General features: G+C 59.4%; 10 protein-coding genes and 11 pseudogenes. 13 read left to right on the forward strand and 8 right to left on the reverse strand.

Annotation, left to right across the window (positions count from 1 at the left end):
- Positions 1-256 (forward strand): annotated as a pseudogene (locus AB3X96_RS40575) (hypothetical protein); the annotation flags it as partial.
- Between the two features lie 391 nt (positions 257-647).
- Here AB3X96_RS40575 and AB3X96_RS40580 read toward each other — a convergent pair.
- Positions 648-2,963 (reverse strand): DPP IV N-terminal domain-containing protein, encoded by a 2,316-nt coding sequence (locus AB3X96_RS40580; protein WP_368594170.1) that lies wholly within the window; start codon positions 2,961-2,963, stop codon positions 648-650.
- Between the two features lie 227 nt (positions 2,964-3,190).
- Here AB3X96_RS40580 and AB3X96_RS40585 point away from each other — a divergent pair.
- The 3 pseudogenes from AB3X96_RS40585 to AB3X96_RS40595 all read left to right on the forward strand — a co-directional run.
- Positions 3,191-3,433: pseudogene (locus tag AB3X96_RS40585) on the forward strand (IS6 family transposase); the annotation flags it as partial.
- An 823-nt stretch (positions 3,434-4,256) separates the two neighbouring features.
- A pseudogene (locus AB3X96_RS40590) lies at positions 4,257-4,703 on the forward strand (IS6 family transposase); the annotation flags it as partial.
- A gap of 68 nt (positions 4,704-4,771) precedes the next feature.
- Positions 4,772-5,574 (forward strand): annotated as a pseudogene (locus AB3X96_RS40595) (Tn3 family transposase); the annotation flags it as partial.
- 167 nt (positions 5,575-5,741) lie between these two features.
- Here the strand turns inward: AB3X96_RS40595 and AB3X96_RS40600 are convergent.
- Both AB3X96_RS40600 and AB3X96_RS40605 read right to left on the reverse strand, forming a co-directional pair.
- Positions 5,742-5,834, reverse strand: a pseudogene (locus AB3X96_RS40600) (IS5/IS1182 family transposase); the annotation flags it as partial.
- 41 nt (positions 5,835-5,875) lie between these two features.
- Positions 5,876-8,859 (reverse strand): annotated as a pseudogene (locus AB3X96_RS40605) (Tn3 family transposase).
- 186 nt (positions 8,860-9,045) lie between these two features.
- Between AB3X96_RS40605 and AB3X96_RS40610 the strand changes: the two are divergent.
- From AB3X96_RS40610 to AB3X96_RS40635, 6 genes and pseudogenes are all read left to right on the forward strand, one after another.
- Positions 9,046-9,192 (forward strand): annotated as a pseudogene (locus AB3X96_RS40610) (tyrosine-type recombinase/integrase); the annotation flags it as partial.
- A gap of 297 nt (positions 9,193-9,489) precedes the next feature.
- Positions 9,490-9,753, forward strand: a complete 264-nt coding sequence (locus AB3X96_RS40615) for a hypothetical protein (protein ID WP_368594171.1) — start codon at positions 9,490-9,492, stop codon at positions 9,751-9,753.
- A gap of 67 nt (positions 9,754-9,820) precedes the next feature.
- The gene (locus tag AB3X96_RS40620; RefSeq protein WP_368594172.1) at positions 9,821-10,393 is read left to right on the forward strand and encodes a hypothetical protein; all 573 of its coding nucleotides are present in this window, start codon (positions 9,821-9,823) and stop codon (positions 10,391-10,393) included.
- Between the two features lie 153 nt (positions 10,394-10,546).
- Positions 10,547-11,011: pseudogene (locus AB3X96_RS40625) on the forward strand (ATP-binding protein); the annotation flags it as partial.
- 56 nt (positions 11,012-11,067) lie between these two features.
- Positions 11,068-11,534: pseudogene (locus tag AB3X96_RS40630) on the forward strand (IS5 family transposase); the annotation flags it as partial.
- A gap of 65 nt (positions 11,535-11,599) precedes the next feature.
- Positions 11,600-11,665 (forward strand): annotated as a pseudogene (locus tag AB3X96_RS40635) (hypothetical protein); the annotation flags it as partial.
- Between the two features lie 59 nt (positions 11,666-11,724).
- On the opposite strand, the gene AB3X96_RS40640 reads toward AB3X96_RS40635, so the two are convergent.
- The gene (locus AB3X96_RS40640; protein ID WP_368594178.1) at positions 11,725-11,937 is read right to left on the reverse strand and encodes a hypothetical protein; all 213 of its coding nucleotides are present in this window, start codon (positions 11,935-11,937) and stop codon (positions 11,725-11,727) included.
- A gap of 81 nt (positions 11,938-12,018) precedes the next feature.
- On the opposite strand from AB3X96_RS40640, the gene AB3X96_RS40645 reads away from it, so the two are divergent.
- Together AB3X96_RS40645 and AB3X96_RS40650 are read left to right on the forward strand one after the other, a co-directional pair.
- Positions 12,019-12,312 (forward strand): hypothetical protein, encoded by a 294-nt coding sequence (locus AB3X96_RS40645; RefSeq protein ID WP_368594173.1) that lies wholly within the window; start codon positions 12,019-12,021, stop codon positions 12,310-12,312.
- A gap of 190 nt (positions 12,313-12,502) precedes the next feature.
- On the forward strand, positions 12,503-12,964 hold the full coding sequence (locus AB3X96_RS40650) for a hypothetical protein (protein ID WP_368594174.1): 462 nt from the start codon (positions 12,503-12,505) through the stop codon (positions 12,962-12,964).
- Between the two features lie 63 nt (positions 12,965-13,027).
- On the opposite strand, the gene istB is transcribed toward AB3X96_RS40650, so the two are convergent.
- From istB to AB3X96_RS40665, 3 genes and pseudogenes are all read right to left on the reverse strand, one after another.
- On the reverse strand, positions 13,028-13,786 hold the full coding sequence (gene istB, locus AB3X96_RS40655; RefSeq protein ID WP_368594175.1) for an IS21-like element helper ATPase IstB: 759 nt from the start codon (positions 13,784-13,786) through the stop codon (positions 13,028-13,030).
- A 15-nt stretch (positions 13,787-13,801) separates the two neighbouring features.
- Positions 13,802-14,716, reverse strand: a pseudogene (locus AB3X96_RS40660) (IS21 family transposase); the annotation flags it as partial.
- Positions 14,658-14,930 (reverse strand): sigma factor-like helix-turn-helix DNA-binding protein, encoded by a 273-nt coding sequence (locus AB3X96_RS40665; protein WP_368594176.1) that lies wholly within the window; start codon positions 14,928-14,930, stop codon positions 14,658-14,660. The pseudogene AB3X96_RS40660 and the gene AB3X96_RS40665, both read right to left, overlap by 59 nt.
- Between AB3X96_RS40665 and AB3X96_RS40670 the strand changes: the two genes are divergently transcribed.
- Complete coding sequence (locus AB3X96_RS40670; RefSeq protein ID WP_368594179.1) at positions 14,875-15,576, forward strand: hypothetical protein; 702 nt, start codon at positions 14,875-14,877, stop codon at positions 15,574-15,576. The genes AB3X96_RS40665 and AB3X96_RS40670 overlap by 56 nt on opposite strands.
- 43 nt (positions 15,577-15,619) lie before the next feature.
- Here AB3X96_RS40670 and AB3X96_RS40675 read toward each other — a convergent pair.
- The coding region (locus tag AB3X96_RS40675; protein ID WP_368594177.1) for a Tn3 family transposase at positions 15,620-15,828 on the reverse strand (209 nt) is incomplete at its 5' end.

The raw sequence follows: 15,828 nt of genomic DNA on the forward strand, positions 1-15,828 counted from the left end.
CTCAGAAAGCTGCGGCGTTTTTACGTCCTTGTACTTGTCGCATTGCTCAACCGCTCCGCGGCTTCCGCTTCGACACCATGAACGGCGTCGTCGCCGAAAACGAATTATTCAGACCCGACTCGCTAGCGGGGCCAAACTGACCAGCGTGCGCGACAACCTGCGCCATGCATCGATCGCGACGACATCGATGTACCTGCACGGCGACGAAATCCAGCGTGCGAGGGATATGGATCAGGCCTTTGCCGCCCGAAAATAGCCGCTAACCTATTGAATTCGAAGGATTTCGGAAAAATCGGCGGTTCCAGCTTATAACCCCTACAAGCGAATGATCTCGTTGGCATCCCAATGGCCGTGCCACTTTCAATCCTCAGGTCCAAGACCGCTGAGGCGAGAAATTTTTCAAGCGCCAGAGCGAGTACGATCGCCAACGCGCAAAGGCATTGACCCCACTGCTTTCGGCGTAGCGCCTGAACGACGGCGACGCTCAGCGACCGGCGATGACACTGCGCCGGTCTCCCACACGAATCTTGCGGGCTTGCATTCAACGAAGGCAAACAATAGCAGTCCTGAGCCCAACGTAAACGATTGAATGTGACTATAGAAAAATCCTACGAACTCAATGTCACAGCGATCAGTATAAAGGGTCATCAACTCGACGGAAAATGCGTCGATGTGGCATTCCAACTAGGCGGATCTTGCCCGAAAACATTGCGAACGAAGAAATCCATGAGCTTACGCTCGGTGAAGATACCGGGGGCTCCATGATCAGCACCAGGCACATAGACCATTTCGAATTCCTTTCCCGCCTTAATGAGACTGTCGGCGAGCGCAAAGGTGGAGGCCGGATCGACATTGTGGTCCATTTCGCCCACAACAAGCATAAGTTTGCCGTGCAGATTGTCGGCATTGTCGATGGCGGAGGACTGTGAGTATTCAATGCCGACGGGCCAGCCCATCCACTGTTCGTTCCACCATATCTTGTCCATACGGTTGTCATAGCAACCACTGTTGGCTACCGCAACCTTATAGAAGTCCGAATGGAATAGCAGTGCATCAACGGCGTTCTGGCCGCCAGCTGATGTACCGAAGATTCCCAAATTCGAGATGTCGTACCAGGGATATAGAGAGGCAGCCGCCTTATGCCACAGAATGCGATCGGGAAGGCCTGCATCTTTCAGATTCTTCCACGCGACGTCATGGAAAAGGCGTGAACGGTTGTTAGTGCCCATTCCGTCGATTTGCACAACGATAAAACCCAACTGGGTAAGGGGCTCTGTTGTGGTTGTGAATGACTTTGGGACGTGAGAGCCTTGCGGGCCGGCATATATATCCTCCACCACAGGATACTTCAGATGTGGATCGAATCTATCTGGTAGATGAATGATTCCCCAAATATCGGTCTTACCATCGCGCCCTTTGGCAACAAAATTGATTGGTGCTCTCCATCCATTAGATTCGAGTTGGGAGATGTCGGTGCTCTCGATCTGCATCAGTTTAGCGTTGTCTCTAGACCGGAAAAGCGCCATGCGTGGGGGAAGGTCGATACGCGACCAGAGGTCGACGTAGAATCTACCGTCCGGAGAAAACTCGATGTGATGATTGGCCGGTTCTGGCGTAAGTGATGTCAGCCCCTTTCCGTCGAAGCCAATTCGGTAGGCATGAACGAAATAAGGGTCCTCACCGAAATTCATTCCGCTTGCTTCAAACCAAATTTCCCTTCTGACCGGATCGATGTGGTCCACCGCGCGGACAACCCAGTCACCTTTGGTGATTTGGTTTTCTAAAACACCAGTACGGCCATTAAAGAGGTACAGATGTTCAAATCCATCGCGCTCGGATGCCCAGATAATTTCCTCTCCATCATTAACATTGTAACGAAAGTGTTTTCCGGCACTTCTTTGGTTATTTCTTAAATCTGTATAATCGACGAACGTGGAGCTGACCTCATCGATCAAAGAGCGCGTACGGCCGGTGGCTGCCTCCACCTCGATTACTCGGTAGAGCTGATGGCCGCGTTGGTTGTACTCAAATGTAAAGGCTTCCCCATTCTTCCACCAATTAATTTCGGAAAGGTCAAAAGGATTCGGGAACAAAGTATTGTCGATATTGACCATGCGCTTGTTGACTATGTCGAATAGTACCGGTTGCGGTCGCGGAAGAATATCTCCCGCTTTGGGATACGCTAATTGCTCATACCTGGCTTGATGGTTTGTTGCTGAGGAATTGACAAGCATAATTTGACGCGGTTGGCCGACGGCGACACGGTAACCTGCGAGGTGATTCGAGTCAGGGGACCACTTTAGGGATGAGAAGACGTAATTGTTCGCTTCTGTCCCGTCCGAACTTAACGGTACATTTACTGACCCGTCCTTACTCATTAGAAAGACGTTGTAGTTTTTGATATATGCTTTCCACTTGCCGTCCGGTGAATCGCTTGTTATTCGATTATCGCTTTCAGCCGTTGGCGTGAAGTCGTTATGAAATGACGAGATTTCGCCCTCAGAGATTCTAGTGCAGATGTAGCTTGAAAGATCGCAACTCCACTGAACGGAATCAATGGAGAACAGCAACTGGTGGCCGTCTTGTCCGATTTCGAAGCGGTCAAAGGGCAGCGAATTGCCTCGGAAATTCGAGGAGGCCGCCTTATTTAATGCTTCGGCAAGGCGGCTATGATCGAAAGCCTGTTGCTTCTTCCCGGTTTTGATATTGAATTTAATGAACTGGCGCTCACCATGTGTCGTCCGTCGGTAGGCAAGGGTCTCGGGCGAAAGCCAGAAAGGGGGGGTATCGACAAAATTGACAATTTTATCCGAGTATTGATAGCGAACTGTGAGAGCCCGCTGAAAGTCTGAGGGGGTAAGAGCAAAGGGGGGGTGTATGGTTCCGTTCCCTTGGTTGTCAGCAGCCGATAGCAACGTGCAGTAGGAAATTAGAAGCAGAAAGATGGTGACAATTTTTTGCATGGATGTTTGGCCTTGACTATGTATAGGTTACGTCGTCGGCTTACCTTGCAGCAATTTTTATGCCATCAGTGAATGCGAGTGGGTATGATCAGTGTCCGCTGAGCGCAAGCGAGGCGACCGGTGAGGTTCTGTCGCGATAACGGGAAGTAGAATGGCCGGTTTTGGAAACTGCAAGTCAGCAGACGAATAAGCCAGCGAAGACGCCGCGCAGGAGCCTGCCAGACGGCATTGCTGCCAATGTCCTCAAGCGCCTGTACCATCCGGTGGACGTGATTCTGCTGTGCGTGCGCTGGTACGCAGCGTACTCGCTGAGCTTGCGGGATCTGGAAGAGATGATGGCCGAGCGCGGCATCGAGGTGGATCATTCCACGGTGCATCGCTGGGTGATCAAGCTGCTGCCGGTGCTCGAGAAGGCCTTTCCTCGGCTCCAGCGCCCGGTAGGCAACAGCTGGCGCATGGACGAGACCTACAGTACGCCCAGCCAACGTAGCCCGCCTGTATGGGGGTGAAGTTGCTTGAGCATAGTTGGAATGCAAAACCCGGAGAAGTTGCTGTTGTAGTACCGGGTATGCCCTTCTTCTGCTGCGAGAGGAAGTGAGCCGAAGCGGCGGTGACTTGCCGACACTGGCACGGTGACGAAGTCCGTGGGAAACGGGGCTTGCGGCGAAGCGGTTACGCCAAGATGAGCCTCTAGGCTGAGCATGGGACGGTTGAGGAACACGAACCTGTTTGAACGCATCTGAGGGTTGAATCGTCACCCCTGCCTACACCGCTTAATAGGCAGGACGCGAATTGTTGCCGATCATATGTACGGCCCGGCAACGCGAATGCTGACTGGCCATGTAGGCCCATCAGCACGGAGCCATGGAGAGCGCGCAGCTAGGCCGTGGTATTCGCGACGACTTGCGGCAAGCAAGGATAAAGACTGCGACAGGCAGTCTCGCCCGTGCGCTTGAGTCCAGCATGTGAACTGGGGAAGGCTTGCACAGATGTTAAGGGAGTGTGCCTCCCAATGATGTGCAAGCTGGCGGAGTCTCCGTAGTAGTCCGAGGCCGGGAAAGCCGGCTACATGGCGAAGGGGGGAAGTTGAAGTGGTTTGCCTGGTTGAATTAACTGACTGTAGCGAGGTGAAGACCTTCGATAATCAGTGAAATACAAAGCAAACTGGCGGCACGGTGGAACGGTGTCGCCTTTTCGAAACGACACTTCAGCGGAGAGCCGGATGCGCTGAGAGGCGCACGTCCGGTTCGGGGAGGAGAGGCAGGGAAATAGTTCGACTACGCCCTGTCTCTTACTCCGCTCCTCGTCAAGGGCCAGTGGAAGTATCTCTACCGGGCCGTGGACAAGCCCGGCAAGACCATTGACTTCCTGTTGCGCGCGCGCCGAGACACTGCCACTGCCCGGCGCTTCTTCGAAAAGGCCATCGCCCAGAACGGTGCGCCAAAGACCGTCACGGTGGACAAGAGTGGCGCGAACCTCGCGGCCATGCAGGCGATCAATGCTGAGCGGGAAACGCCGATCAAGATCAGGCAGAACAAGTATCTGAATAACCTCGTTGAGCAGGACCACCGTGGCATCAAACGCCGGGTCAGGCCGATGTAGGGGTTCCAGAATTTTCGCTGCGCTCGCATCGTCCTCGGTGGCATCGAGACCATGCGGATGATCCGCAAAGGGCAGATGGTTATCCCCAAGGGGAGCAGTCCGTCGGCCGCCGAGCAGTTCTATTCCTTGGCCATATGACCGCGGCGCTCTCGCCACCCTCATCGCCCTTAATTCCTTATCGCGACAGAACCGACAAAAACGCCACACAGCAGGAAAGCTTCTACGCGAAGCTGCGCGCTACGCGACATTGCCGACATCATCCGGTTTGTGAATGAGCGTTGCGGCTTCCTGTTGACGATGACGCCCCTGCAACCCCGTTACGCGAAGAAGATCGCCGACGCGGACAGCTTGATGGCGGTGATTATTGCGCAGGCCACCAATCTCGGCAATCTCGCCATGTCCAGACCTGCGATATCCCGTATCACACACTCGACGAAACATATCGCCAGTACTGCCGTCTGGCCACACTGCGGGCTGCCAACGACCGGGTTGCCAACTTCATCGCACAATTACCGATCTTCGAGTACTACTCGTCCGATCTTGGCGCACTTTTCGGTGCCATCGACGGACAGAAGTTCGCTGCCGCCACTCCGACCGCAAAGGCGAGGCACTCGCGCAAATATTTCGGTCGCGAACGGGGAGTCGTCGCCTTTACCTCCCTCACCAATCACGTTGCCACACTCACCAACCTCATCGGTGCGCACGAGTACGAAAGCCATTACGTCTTCGACCTCTGTTACCACAACACGACCGATATCGCGCCGACGATTATCACCGGAGACATGCACAGCATCAACAAGATGAATTTCGCGGCCATGACCGCCTTCAACTCGGTACTGCTCTCACAACTGAACGCTACCAACGGGAGGGAAATGAGAAGGCGCTCGCGATGCTGAAGAAGATTTCTCCGGTGGCGTGGCGGCACATCCACTTCCTCGGGCATTACACGTTTCGCAACGAGAATCCGATCGACATCGCGGCCATGCTTGCGGGTCTCGACCTTCTCTAACCACCTGAAATCAAAGGACTTCCATTCCAAAATTTCTGCGGTTCCGACTTACAACCCCTATTTGGGACCTACAACCACACTACAACTAGCTGATGTTGATAAATTAGTTTATGTCAAATCGTGCGGGTGGTCTGCAGGATGCAACTGGCCGGTGTGGCTAGAGCGTGTTAGGAACTTTGAAGTACTGACACGGCGTGGACAAGCATGAGCATTGCGAAGACGAAATGAAGCCCAGCGAGAGTTTCGGGGAGCCGTTCATGAGGGTTGGCCGGGATTCGTAAAAAATCCGCCATATCTCGGCCTAAGCTGCTGATTTAAAGTAGAAATCGATGGTCGGATCGAGCGGCAAGGCGGGACGTAGCAGGTCCAGCAGATAATCCCCAAGCCGGTTGATGTGTTCGCGTCGATAGGGCGACAGGCTTTTGAGCACCTCGGCGTCGAGGGGGTGCCCCTTCTCCTGCAACTCCTTCAGCTTGCGTGACATCCACTGCACGTTGTACAGGATCACCATGTTCGCCACGAGGTGGTTGTACTTGATGACCTTGCGCTGCTCATGCCGGACGTTTTCGGCGATCACGCCTTCGCCGCCGAACATCAACCACTGCGCGAAATCGTTGAACTGCTCGCTTTTGTTCGTCTGCGCGTGGATCGTGCGGCGCAGTTCCGGATCGTTTAGGTACTTGAGCAGGAACAGCGTCCGGATCACGCGCCCGAGCTCGCGAAACGCGAAATAGAGTTTGTTCTTTGTGCTCTCCGAGCCGAGGCGGCGCAGGATTGTCGACGGCGTCATCCTGCCCACCTTGATCGACACGGCCACGCACATCATGTCGGCGTAGTGTCGCTCGATCAGGCTCCAGTCGATTGTTTGCCGGCACAGGCTGTCGATGTGTTCGTATTTGCGGCGCCTGTCGGCCTTGTAAAGTACAAGGTCCTTGATGTTGCGCATGCGCGGCATCAATCCGATGCCCATCACATACGACAGTCCGAACACAGGGCCGCTCTGTGCCTGGGTATCGCCGTGGATCGTATCCGGCTTGATGTCGGCGCCGTTCTCGATCAGCCCGTCGAGAATGTAGACCGCCTCGTGGACACCACACGGGATGAAATGGCTGAACAGCGCGATGTACATATCGGACACGTGATAGTAGCCGATTCCACCGTAACCGCCGTAGCGGAAGTGATACTCGGACAGCAGATTCTGCTCGTACAGGCTCCATTTCGTACCGTCGGCCGATGCGTGCTTGCCGCTACCCCAGTATTTCTGGCAACGCGAACTGGTTGAATGCGTTGACGACCTTCACGATCGCCCTGTCGAGCCGTTCCTCGGTGACGTGCTTCAGGTTCAGCCACGCGACCTGCTTGCGGCTGAGGCCCTTCACCGAGCGCGCGGTCTGGCTGGGCCCGAGATTGCAGCCGTAGCAGAACAGTGTGCTGATGAAGCGCTTGCGCGGGTCGTCGATCTTCGCGTCGAAGCCGGACAACGGTCCGAACAGTTTATGAAGATCGAGCCACTGCTCTGTCTCGGTGAGCAAATCCCGGATGCTGAGCTCGGGCATCGACGCCTTGATAGCCTGATCGATCAGCGTGATATTGGGTGGTTCGGGCTCCTTGCCGGGTTTGTGGATGATCAACCCGTCATCGCCGATCTCGATGCTGTCGTTCTCCGGGAAGCCGGCATCGGTCTCGTCCAGCGCGACGCCCAGTTAGTTGCTCGCGCAGATTCTTCACGAAGGTCTTGCCATCCATCGGCAATCCCACGGTCTCGCAATAGTGCGGCAGCTCCCGCCGGAATTCCTCGTCAGGGACCTGATGAATTCGATAATCGTCGTAGTGATCGCTGCCCTCGACATACAGATCGCCCGAATTCAGTTCGCGCATGATCTGGTGGAACACGCACAGTTCGAAGAATCGCCGATGCAACATGCGACTATCGCGACCATGCGGGAAGACGGCCCGTGCCCACTTCTCCGGCATCCAGTCCAGCGGCAGGCTGGCGAGGTCATTCTCCGTCAGCAGGAGATATTCGCGATGCGCGGCACGAAATCCCTGAAGCCAGGCGAGCGAGATCAGTACCGACCGATCCTGCGAGCTTGAGCGCAGCGGCAGCGCGTCGAGGCACTGGAACAGGAGCGAACGCTGACTCTTGTACGGAACGAGCATGAACGGCAGATCGAAATATCCAGCGTAGGCGATATGATCGTTGCACTGCGCGAGCGTGGCGGCCGGGTCGCCGAGCGCCGCGCGAATTCTCGACAACCGTTGACGCTCCGACACTTCATCGTCCTGAAGAATCTGCAGCACGTCGCGGAATTGCCCGACCAGACCGTCGACGGCCTCGGCGTGGTCGATCCGATACTTCTGCAGCTTCGTCTTCGCGTACGCTTCGTATTTGCGCATGATCTTGATGAAGATCTCGGCGACGTCGTCGAGCCCCTTCTGAAGCTGTGCCTGGATGAACAGTACGGCGAGCGCGTAGCGCTTGTTGATTTTGAGCGACCGGAGTTCCGCGACATCAAGCGCACGTGCCTCGATGACGAGTTGCTCCCGCTTGCTGACCGACAGCCTCCCGGGCGATTTCGGTAATCCATCAGCGAGCGCCCGGATGCCATCAATGTGCTTCAGGAAGCAGGCGACCGCACGCGTGGTCGGCTTCTTTGGCTCCCGCTTCAGATCCTCCCAGCCGGATTTGCCACTCGTGACAACGAGCAGCGCATCGAGTCGGCCTTTCAGCGTGTTATCGAGCCCGCCAGTGATGTCCCGGTAAATGCCCTCGTTCACAGCATTGCGCCCCTGCGCGGCGATCCGCTGCAGCGTCGCAAGCGGCGGCAGCTCGTAGCGGCGCCTGACCAGCTCTTCGATCAGCACATTGATGATGTCGGGTAGTTCGGCCTTCGTCTGCGCTTCCTCGCGCGCAAGTTCGGCGAGCCATGCCACGTCGTCGTTGTCGAACGGGTGTATGCCGAGGTAGGCGTGAAGCAGCTTCTGGTGCCGGATCCGCGTACCCGATTTATCGTAGCGCGACACGGCCGCCCGTGGCAGTGGTCGTGCCCGGAGTGCTGTACGAATGTGATCGAGAAGGACGGTCGGAACGTCCAGCAGCATCGGGAAATAGCCGAGCCGCTGCAGCAGCTTCATCTGGACCGTGAACAGGACCGTGGTCGACTCCTGACGAACCTGCCGCCGTACATAGCGGAGCTCGGTAGGCGTGGGGGTGAACGCCGCCAGTTCTGCCGCACTGGGTACAGCGGGCAGAACCGGATAGACCGGATCATGGGCTATCGTCAAGGAGACTCCCGCCGTGCGAAGATGCCTTCGATCTGCCGCATGCGCTGAAGTTCGTCGTCGTCCAGGTAGACCGAGGTCGTCGAAATCGACGCGTGACGTAGGTTGTCTCTCACGCTCGTCAGCGTGGCGCCGCCAGCGAGGGCATGTGTCGCGTGCGTATGACGACTATGTCTTCGGAGACATAGGCGGCATACCCATGCAACCCACGCGATTGCGAAGGGCGTCGAGCTGAGCGCCGTGCGGGATAACCTGCGTCACGCCTCGATTTCGACCACGTCGATTTACTTGCATACCGACGATGTGAAGCGGGCACGGCAGTTCGGGCAGGCCTTTCTGGAAGCGTACGTTATCATGCAACGCAACCGGGCAACGGAAGCGACGACGGCCCCGTGCGAACGGTCCAGGTGGCTGGCTGACGCCTTGGCGAGCTTGGCCTCCCTGAGGTCAGACGCCGTGCATTGATTACGACAGGAGGTAACGGGTGGAGTCTCGTCGAACCACAAATACTGCGCTCCGCAAACGCCCACCCCACAAGGTCTTAGCCGATCCTGGCGTACTTTCGCCCCCGATCCGACGCCCGCCGATATGGCGGCTGTCAGCGCAAACTGATTCATCGCACAGGACTTCAGGATGAACATGCTGAAACGTCGCCTCGCCGCGACAGACGACAAGCTGCAGGAAATCAAGACAGCCCGCAAGGCAGCCGCCAAGGCACAGCGCCAGCAGGTCAAGCAAACGCGCGCGGATCGCGAGCGAAAGATCATGCTGGCCGGCGAGGCGTTGCTGCGCCGTGTCGACCGCGGCGAGTGGGATGTTGCGGATTTCCGCGCGATGATGGACGAGTTCCTGTTCCGTCCGGCAGATCGCGCGCTGTTCGATCTCGACGACGAGTAGCCATTGATGTTCGACGCCGATGAGCAGCAGAGCGGCGAATTTTTATCCTCCCGACGAAGGAATCCTGATGCTGCCCACGCTACGCATGAACCGGAATTTTGTCGAGGCCCTGCTGGCCGAGCGAGCGCCTTGCTTTGCCATGGGGCTCGTGGCCGAGGGCCAAACGCGCTATGTCTGCCTGGCACTGCGTCCCGTCGACGATATTCCACAAGACCTCACGCGCGGTGGCTTCAACTTCGGGCATTCGGTACGCGGTACCGACGACTTCGAGGTCGTGCATTTCGGCTTCGAGTTTTACGGCTATCGAATCTTCAACGCCCTGATCAATCCGGGCAATGCGATCGCCAGGACGATCCTGTCGCACATGATTGAGACGAAGGCGTTTTTCTTCTTTGCGGTCAATCCGTCGGGTGGCGTCACGGCATTCAAGGCTGACATCGGCGAGTGCAGCCTGGACGGTATCGTGTCCAATCTCGAGCGCATCATGCGCTCGACCACGACCGATGCCCAGTACGATGCGGCGCTGACGGCCTTCAGCGACCATCCGGATCCGGTCGGGCCGATGCTACATTGGGTCTGTCGAGACTGTCAGGATGGCCTCGATCTGTTCGACAATCTCATCGAACTGCGGCCCGCGTGATGGTCCGTCCGATGTACCTGCACGGCGATGAAATCCAGCGCCAGACAGATGCGGCAGGCTTTTGGCGCGCGTCACGCCCCAAGCAAACAAGCCGATTGACGCTCTCAATGTCGTGATGACGGAATTTTCTGGGATTCCGGCGTAGAACCCCAAACAGGCGTCGGCAAGTCCCACATTGCACAGGCGCTTGGTCACTGCGCGGCCCGCCAGGGGCGCGACGTGCTGTTCATCACGCAGACCGACCTGCTCAAGAAACTGCACGCGGCGCGCGCCACGGGTCTGTATGAACGCAAGTTCCAGCAGTTCGTGCGCGTACCGCTGCTGATCGTCGATGACTTCGCCCTCAAACCTCTTCGAGCTCCCCACGACGAGGACTTCCATGATCTGATTGCCGCCAGGTATGAGCGGGCAGCTTCGATCCTGACTTCGAATCTCGACCTTAGCGAATGGGGCGACGCGTTCCCCGACAATCGTGTCCTTGGCGCCGCCACGCTTGACCGGCTATGCCATGGTGCCTATCGCGTCGTCATCGAGGGCGAGAGCTTCCGCAAGCCCAAACCGATGCCTGAAAACGGCGAACATGCGGTTGCCAAATCCGGCAAAAAACCGCATTCTTGAAACCCTTCGACATCGCGTTTCGGGGCCAATCTGAGTGGCCTCATTATGCCGATCATCCCCGGCTCGATTACGCCGATCCGTGACACTTGGACGGCATCCTGTATGTGCTGCAAACGGGCATTCCATGGGAAGAGCTGCCCCAAGAGCTTGGCTTCGGCAGTGGCATGACGTGCTGGCGACGGCTACGGGACTTGCAGGCCGCAGGCGCGTGGGAGCAACTGCATCTCGCGCTGCTTCGCCGCTTGCGTGAACATGACCAGATTGATTGGGAACGGGCCAGTATTGACGGCGCCAGCGTATCCAGCCCCCGGGGGGCCAGGAAACCGGCCGCAACCCGACAGACAGGGGGAAGCTCGGGTCGAAACGGCACATCGTCGTAGACGCACGAGGTATTCCCTTGGCCATCACGGTCACCGGCGCCAACCGGCACGACTCGATGGCATTCGGGTCCACGCTCGATGCAATTCCGGCGGGGGCGGGCCTGAACGGCCGGCCCCGCAAACGTCCAGGCAAGTTGCATGCGAAGTCGTGCGCGCGGGCCTCGCGGATATCGCGATCCCCGGCATTCCGTCCGACATCGCCGAGCAGATGTGTGCGCTCTGGCAGGCAGCTGTCACGGTCCAGCTTGATGACGTCGTACGCCTGAAGGCCGAGGCACAGCAGGCAATCGCCGCGGCCGATGCGGCGCGCACCGACGCCGAGCTGCGGGTCGATTACTGCGGCAGGAAGTTAGCGAGCTGCGTTCGACCCTCGCTGGTCGCGATGCGGAACTGGCCGACCTGCGGGCGCAGCACTCCCACATCCAGGAACGCTGTGTCGCGCTCGACGAGGCGCAGCGGGAGCGACAGGCCTGGCTCGATGCGGCCGTTGCAGGACGGGCAACGATCGAGCGAGCCCACGCAGAAGGCCTGGCGCAGAGCCAGCATCGATACGAAGCGCTATCGAAACAGCTGCTGCAGGAAACTGCCCAGCAACGCGAGGCCCTGAAAAAGGAACACGGGCAGTTCGTGTCGCAGCTGAAATTTGCTGAGCGGCGCATTGCCGCGCTCGAAGGCGAGCACGAGCGGCTCGAGGCGGAGCTCGCCAGCGAGCGCGCGACACGCCAGCAGGCGGTCGGCGAGGCGCTCGCGCTGAAGGCCGTCAACTCGAGCCAACATGCACAGCTCGACGAGCTGATGCGCGTGGTGTCGGCGCGCGAGGCGCCGCGTCGGGCGCCGGCCGCCTCCGCGGGTCTCGCGACGGCCCGGCGCACGAAGGCCACGCCGAAAGGCGGCGGCGCCACGCGGCCGAAAAAAGCATGAAGACGCTGCATCCGGCCGGCTGGATCGATCACGGCACCACGCCACCGCAGCGTGTACCCGCCAGGGTGGAAGCTGCCATCGCGTACGTGGCCGACGCACTGGGTCACGTTGTCCATACGCGCTGGACACTCGCCATGATCCGGCAGCATTACGCCTCGCTGCCGACGCGAAGGCAGCCCGTCCAGCCATCATGCGCGTGCTGCTCGATCACGAGGCGGCCGTCGAATACTGGGACCGCGGCCGCGTGCGCACGGTTGCCGCCGGTGAGGCGCCAGAGCCCGATGTCGTGCTGGCCCGCGTGCTGCATACGCATCGCCGGCGCTTCAAACCGGCCACCGAGGCCGCCAGGCCCGTCGCGACCGGTGAACTGAAGCGGGAGGCGACGGCCCTGATGTCCTTGCCCCAACCGCTGGTCGTGTGGCTGGCTCGCGCCGGGCGCTTCGCCGCCGTTGCGGGCGCAACGAATACGCTGGGCGTTGGCGACGACGCCCAGGCGGTGGCGCTGTTCCTGCGCGACCGGGCGAGCCGCTCTCCGCATACGCTGCGCGCGTACCGCACCGAACTGCGCCGGCTCGTCGGCTGGTGCGAGTCTGTGTATTCCACGCAAATCGAGCAGCCGTTCCGCGGCAAAGCGAGCATGCATTCCACGTGAAGCCGAGCGGGGATTCCACAGCAAAGCGAGCGCTGCGGACGTGGCGACGCGGGGTGAGTTCTTTTACTCCTTCTCGTCTTCGGTGGTCAAACCATTTCGGCGCTTGCGCATCGACTCGCCCGATAGTGTGAGTCGATGCGCGTTGTGAACCAGCCGGTCGAGAATCGCGTCAGCAAGCGTTGGATCACCGATGGCGGCATGCCAGCTGTCGACTGGAATCTGTCTGGTGACGATCGTCGAACGCCGGCCGTGCCGGTCGTCAAGCACCTCGAGCAGATCGCGCCGCGCCGGATCCCACAGCGGCGCCATGGCGAGGTCGTCCATGACGAGGATGTCGGTCTTTGCCCATTGCGCGAGCAGCTTCGCGTAGCCGCCGCTACCGTGCGCGATGGCCATCTCCTCGTTGAACTTCGGCATGCGCAGATAGCAGGCCGAGAAGCCCTGGCGGCACGCCTGGTTGACCATCGCGCATGCAAGCCAGCTTTTGCCAAGCCCGGTCGGCGCGACCAGAATCACGTTCTGATTCGCCCGTATCCATTCGCCGGCAAGCAGCCGGGCGAGTAATGCGCGGTCGAGTCCGCGGGGCTCACGGTAGTTGATGTCTTCCGGTACCGCGTCAGGGAAGCGCAGCTTCGCGCGGCGCAGCCGCGCCGCGAGAAGTCGTGACTGGCGTTCGCTTGCTTCGCGTTCGACGAGCAGTCCGAGGCGCTCCTCGAAGCCGAGCTGATCGATGCTGTTCTGGGATTGCTGGTCGGCCAGTGCCGCGGCCATGCCGAACAGGCGCAGCTCGTGCAGTCGCTCAACGGTCGGGTGATGCAGCATGTCGATGATCTCCTTTCAGTGGTAGTAGGACGGCCCGCGCACGTTGGCGTGCACGAGCGGCAGTTCGGTCTGGGCGACGGGCGCATCGGCCTTGCTCTCCAGACCATTCTTCAACGTTGAGGCGATGAACCGGTAGCTCGGCGCCTTTAGATCAATGGCGCGCTGGCAGGCGGTTTCCAGCCGCGCACGGCCGTAGTCCTTGCCCATGCGCAGCACGCCCAAGCAGGCGCGGTAAGCCTGCTGAGGATGCTGGCGACCGCCAAGCAGGTGTTCGATGACCGCAGCGGTGTGCGGACCGATGTCGGTGGCCCAGCTGATCAGCCGTAGCGGATTCCACTCCGTGGTGGCGGCCCGATGATTCGGCGGCATGTGCGCAGCGATCGTGGTGTGATGGCCGCGGCGCTCGCTCTTCGCATGCGCGGCAATACGCTGACCGCGCAGGAAGATCTCGACCGTTGTCTTCGTATGGCGCACGTCGACCTGCTCCCGGGCGTGGCAGTACGAGACCGAGTAATAGTGTTCGTCGAGCTCGACGTGGTAATCGATGCCCACACGCGCAACTTTCCACTGTGCATACTGATAAGGCCTTTCTGGCAGCGGCCGAAGTGCCGGGCGGTCGAGTTCCTCGAAGGCGCTGCGGCGACAGCCGGGCAGCTTCTTGAATGGCCTGTTGTTGAGTTCGACGAGCAGCGCGGCGATTGCGCGATTGGCTTCGTCGAGGCTGAACAACCGCTGGTTGCGCAGTCGGGCCAGAATCCAGCGCTGTGCCAGGAGCACCGACTGCTCGACCTTCGCCTTGTCGCGGGGCCGACGTTTGCGTGCCGGGATGATCGCCATCGAGTAATGGGCAGCCATCTCGCCGTAGGTCCGGTTAAGAACCGGATCGTAGAAGTCGGCCTTGTGTACGCCGGACTTCAGGTTGTCGGGCATCGTCCATCGACTTGGCCTTCCCGAAGTCAAGTTGCGCACGCCGCGCACGGTCCAAGTAGTCCCAGACCGTCGCGCTCGACACGCCGATCGTCGTCGCGATCTCGCGCTGGCTACGTTCACACACGAAGCGCAGGCGCAGCACTTCCCTGATTTGACGCATGGATAACCTTTTATTCGACATTCGGCCGCCCGACAAAATCGTCGAGCGTGCCATGGTTATCCGCGTCGCCGCCCTCCAGCTTACTGCTCGGTTACGCGTGGAATTCGCGCTCGGGCAGCCGTGGAATCAGCGTTCGGTTTGGCGTGGAATACGCAGCGAGTCGCGACAGCTCGGTCCGCTCTCCGACCTGACGCGCCATGACCTGCTCGCCTACCGGCAGGCGCTGCGCCAGCCTGCCTCTGACACGGTGGGCGACACGACGCGCAGGCTGTCGGAAGCGCTGCAGTCCCGTGCGCTGGCTGTCGTTGCAAGCCTGTTCCGCTACTGGACCGAACCCGGCTATCTCACCGCGAATCCTGCGGCCGGGCTGGTACGGGGTGGGCGCTCGCGCGCGAGCTTCGCGCCGCAGCGCATGCTGCCTTCGGTACTGCTGGCTGCGTGCGATGCGTGGGTGGACGAAGCCGTCGCGGTCGGCGATTCCCTGGTGAGCGCGCGGCGTTGCGCGATCTGGGCGCTGTACCGCTATGCCGGTGTGCGGCTGGTCGAACTCGTGTGGTCCGACGAGGCGCAGTTGCCGAAGCTTGACGTCGACGACCACGGCAGCTGGACGCTGACTGTGCTCGGCAAAGGACGCAAGACGCGCGCGATTCCCCTGCCAGCGGTCTGCGTGACTGTGTTGCGGAACTACCGGGGGTTGTAAGCCGGAACCGCAGAAATTTTGGAAGTCCTTTGATTTCAGGTGGTTAGAGAAGGTCGAGACCCGCAAGCATGGCCGCGATGTCGATCGGGTTCTCGTTGCGAAACGTGTAATGCCCGAGGAAGTGAATGTGCCGCCACGCCACCGGAGAAATCTTCTTCAGCATCGCGAGCGCCTTCTCATTTCCCTCCCGTTGGTAGCGTTCAGTTGTGAGAGCAGTACCGAGTTGAAGGCGGTCACGACATTGGCCAGCAG

This window comes from Paraburkholderia sp. BR13439 (assembly GCF_040948805.1).
Lineage (GTDB): Bacteria > Pseudomonadota > Gammaproteobacteria > Burkholderiales > Burkholderiaceae > Paraburkholderia > Paraburkholderia youngii.

What these genes read in the sequence shown, in the direction of transcription:
- AB3X96_RS40665 (WP_368594176.1), bottom strand. Translation starts at nt 14,930, where the DNA reads ATGGCACGCTCGACGATTTTGTCGGGCGGCCGAATGTCGAATAAAAGG.
- AB3X96_RS40620 (WP_368594172.1), top strand. Translation starts at nt 9,821, where the DNA reads ATGCTGCCCACGCTACGCATGAACCGGAATTTTGTCGAGGCCCTGCTG.
- AB3X96_RS40580 (WP_368594170.1), bottom strand. Translation starts at nt 2,963, where the DNA reads ATGCAAAAAATTGTCACCATCTTTCTGCTTCTAATTTCCTACTGCACG.
- AB3X96_RS40650 (WP_368594174.1), top strand. Translation starts at nt 12,503, where the DNA reads ATGCGCGTGCTGCTCGATCACGAGGCGGCCGTCGAATACTGGGACCGC.
- istB (WP_368594175.1), bottom strand. Translation starts at nt 13,786, where the DNA reads ATGCTGCATCACCCGACCGTTGAGCGACTGCACGAGCTGCGCCTGTTC.
- AB3X96_RS40670 (WP_368594179.1), top strand. Translation starts at nt 14,875, where the DNA reads ATGGATAACCTTTTATTCGACATTCGGCCGCCCGACAAAATCGTCGAG.
- AB3X96_RS40640 (WP_368594178.1), bottom strand. Translation starts at nt 11,937, where the DNA reads ATGCTGGCTCTGCGCCAGGCCTTCTGCGTGGGCTCGCTCGATCGTTGC.
- AB3X96_RS40615 (WP_368594171.1), top strand. Translation starts at nt 9,490, where the DNA reads ATGAACATGCTGAAACGTCGCCTCGCCGCGACAGACGACAAGCTGCAG.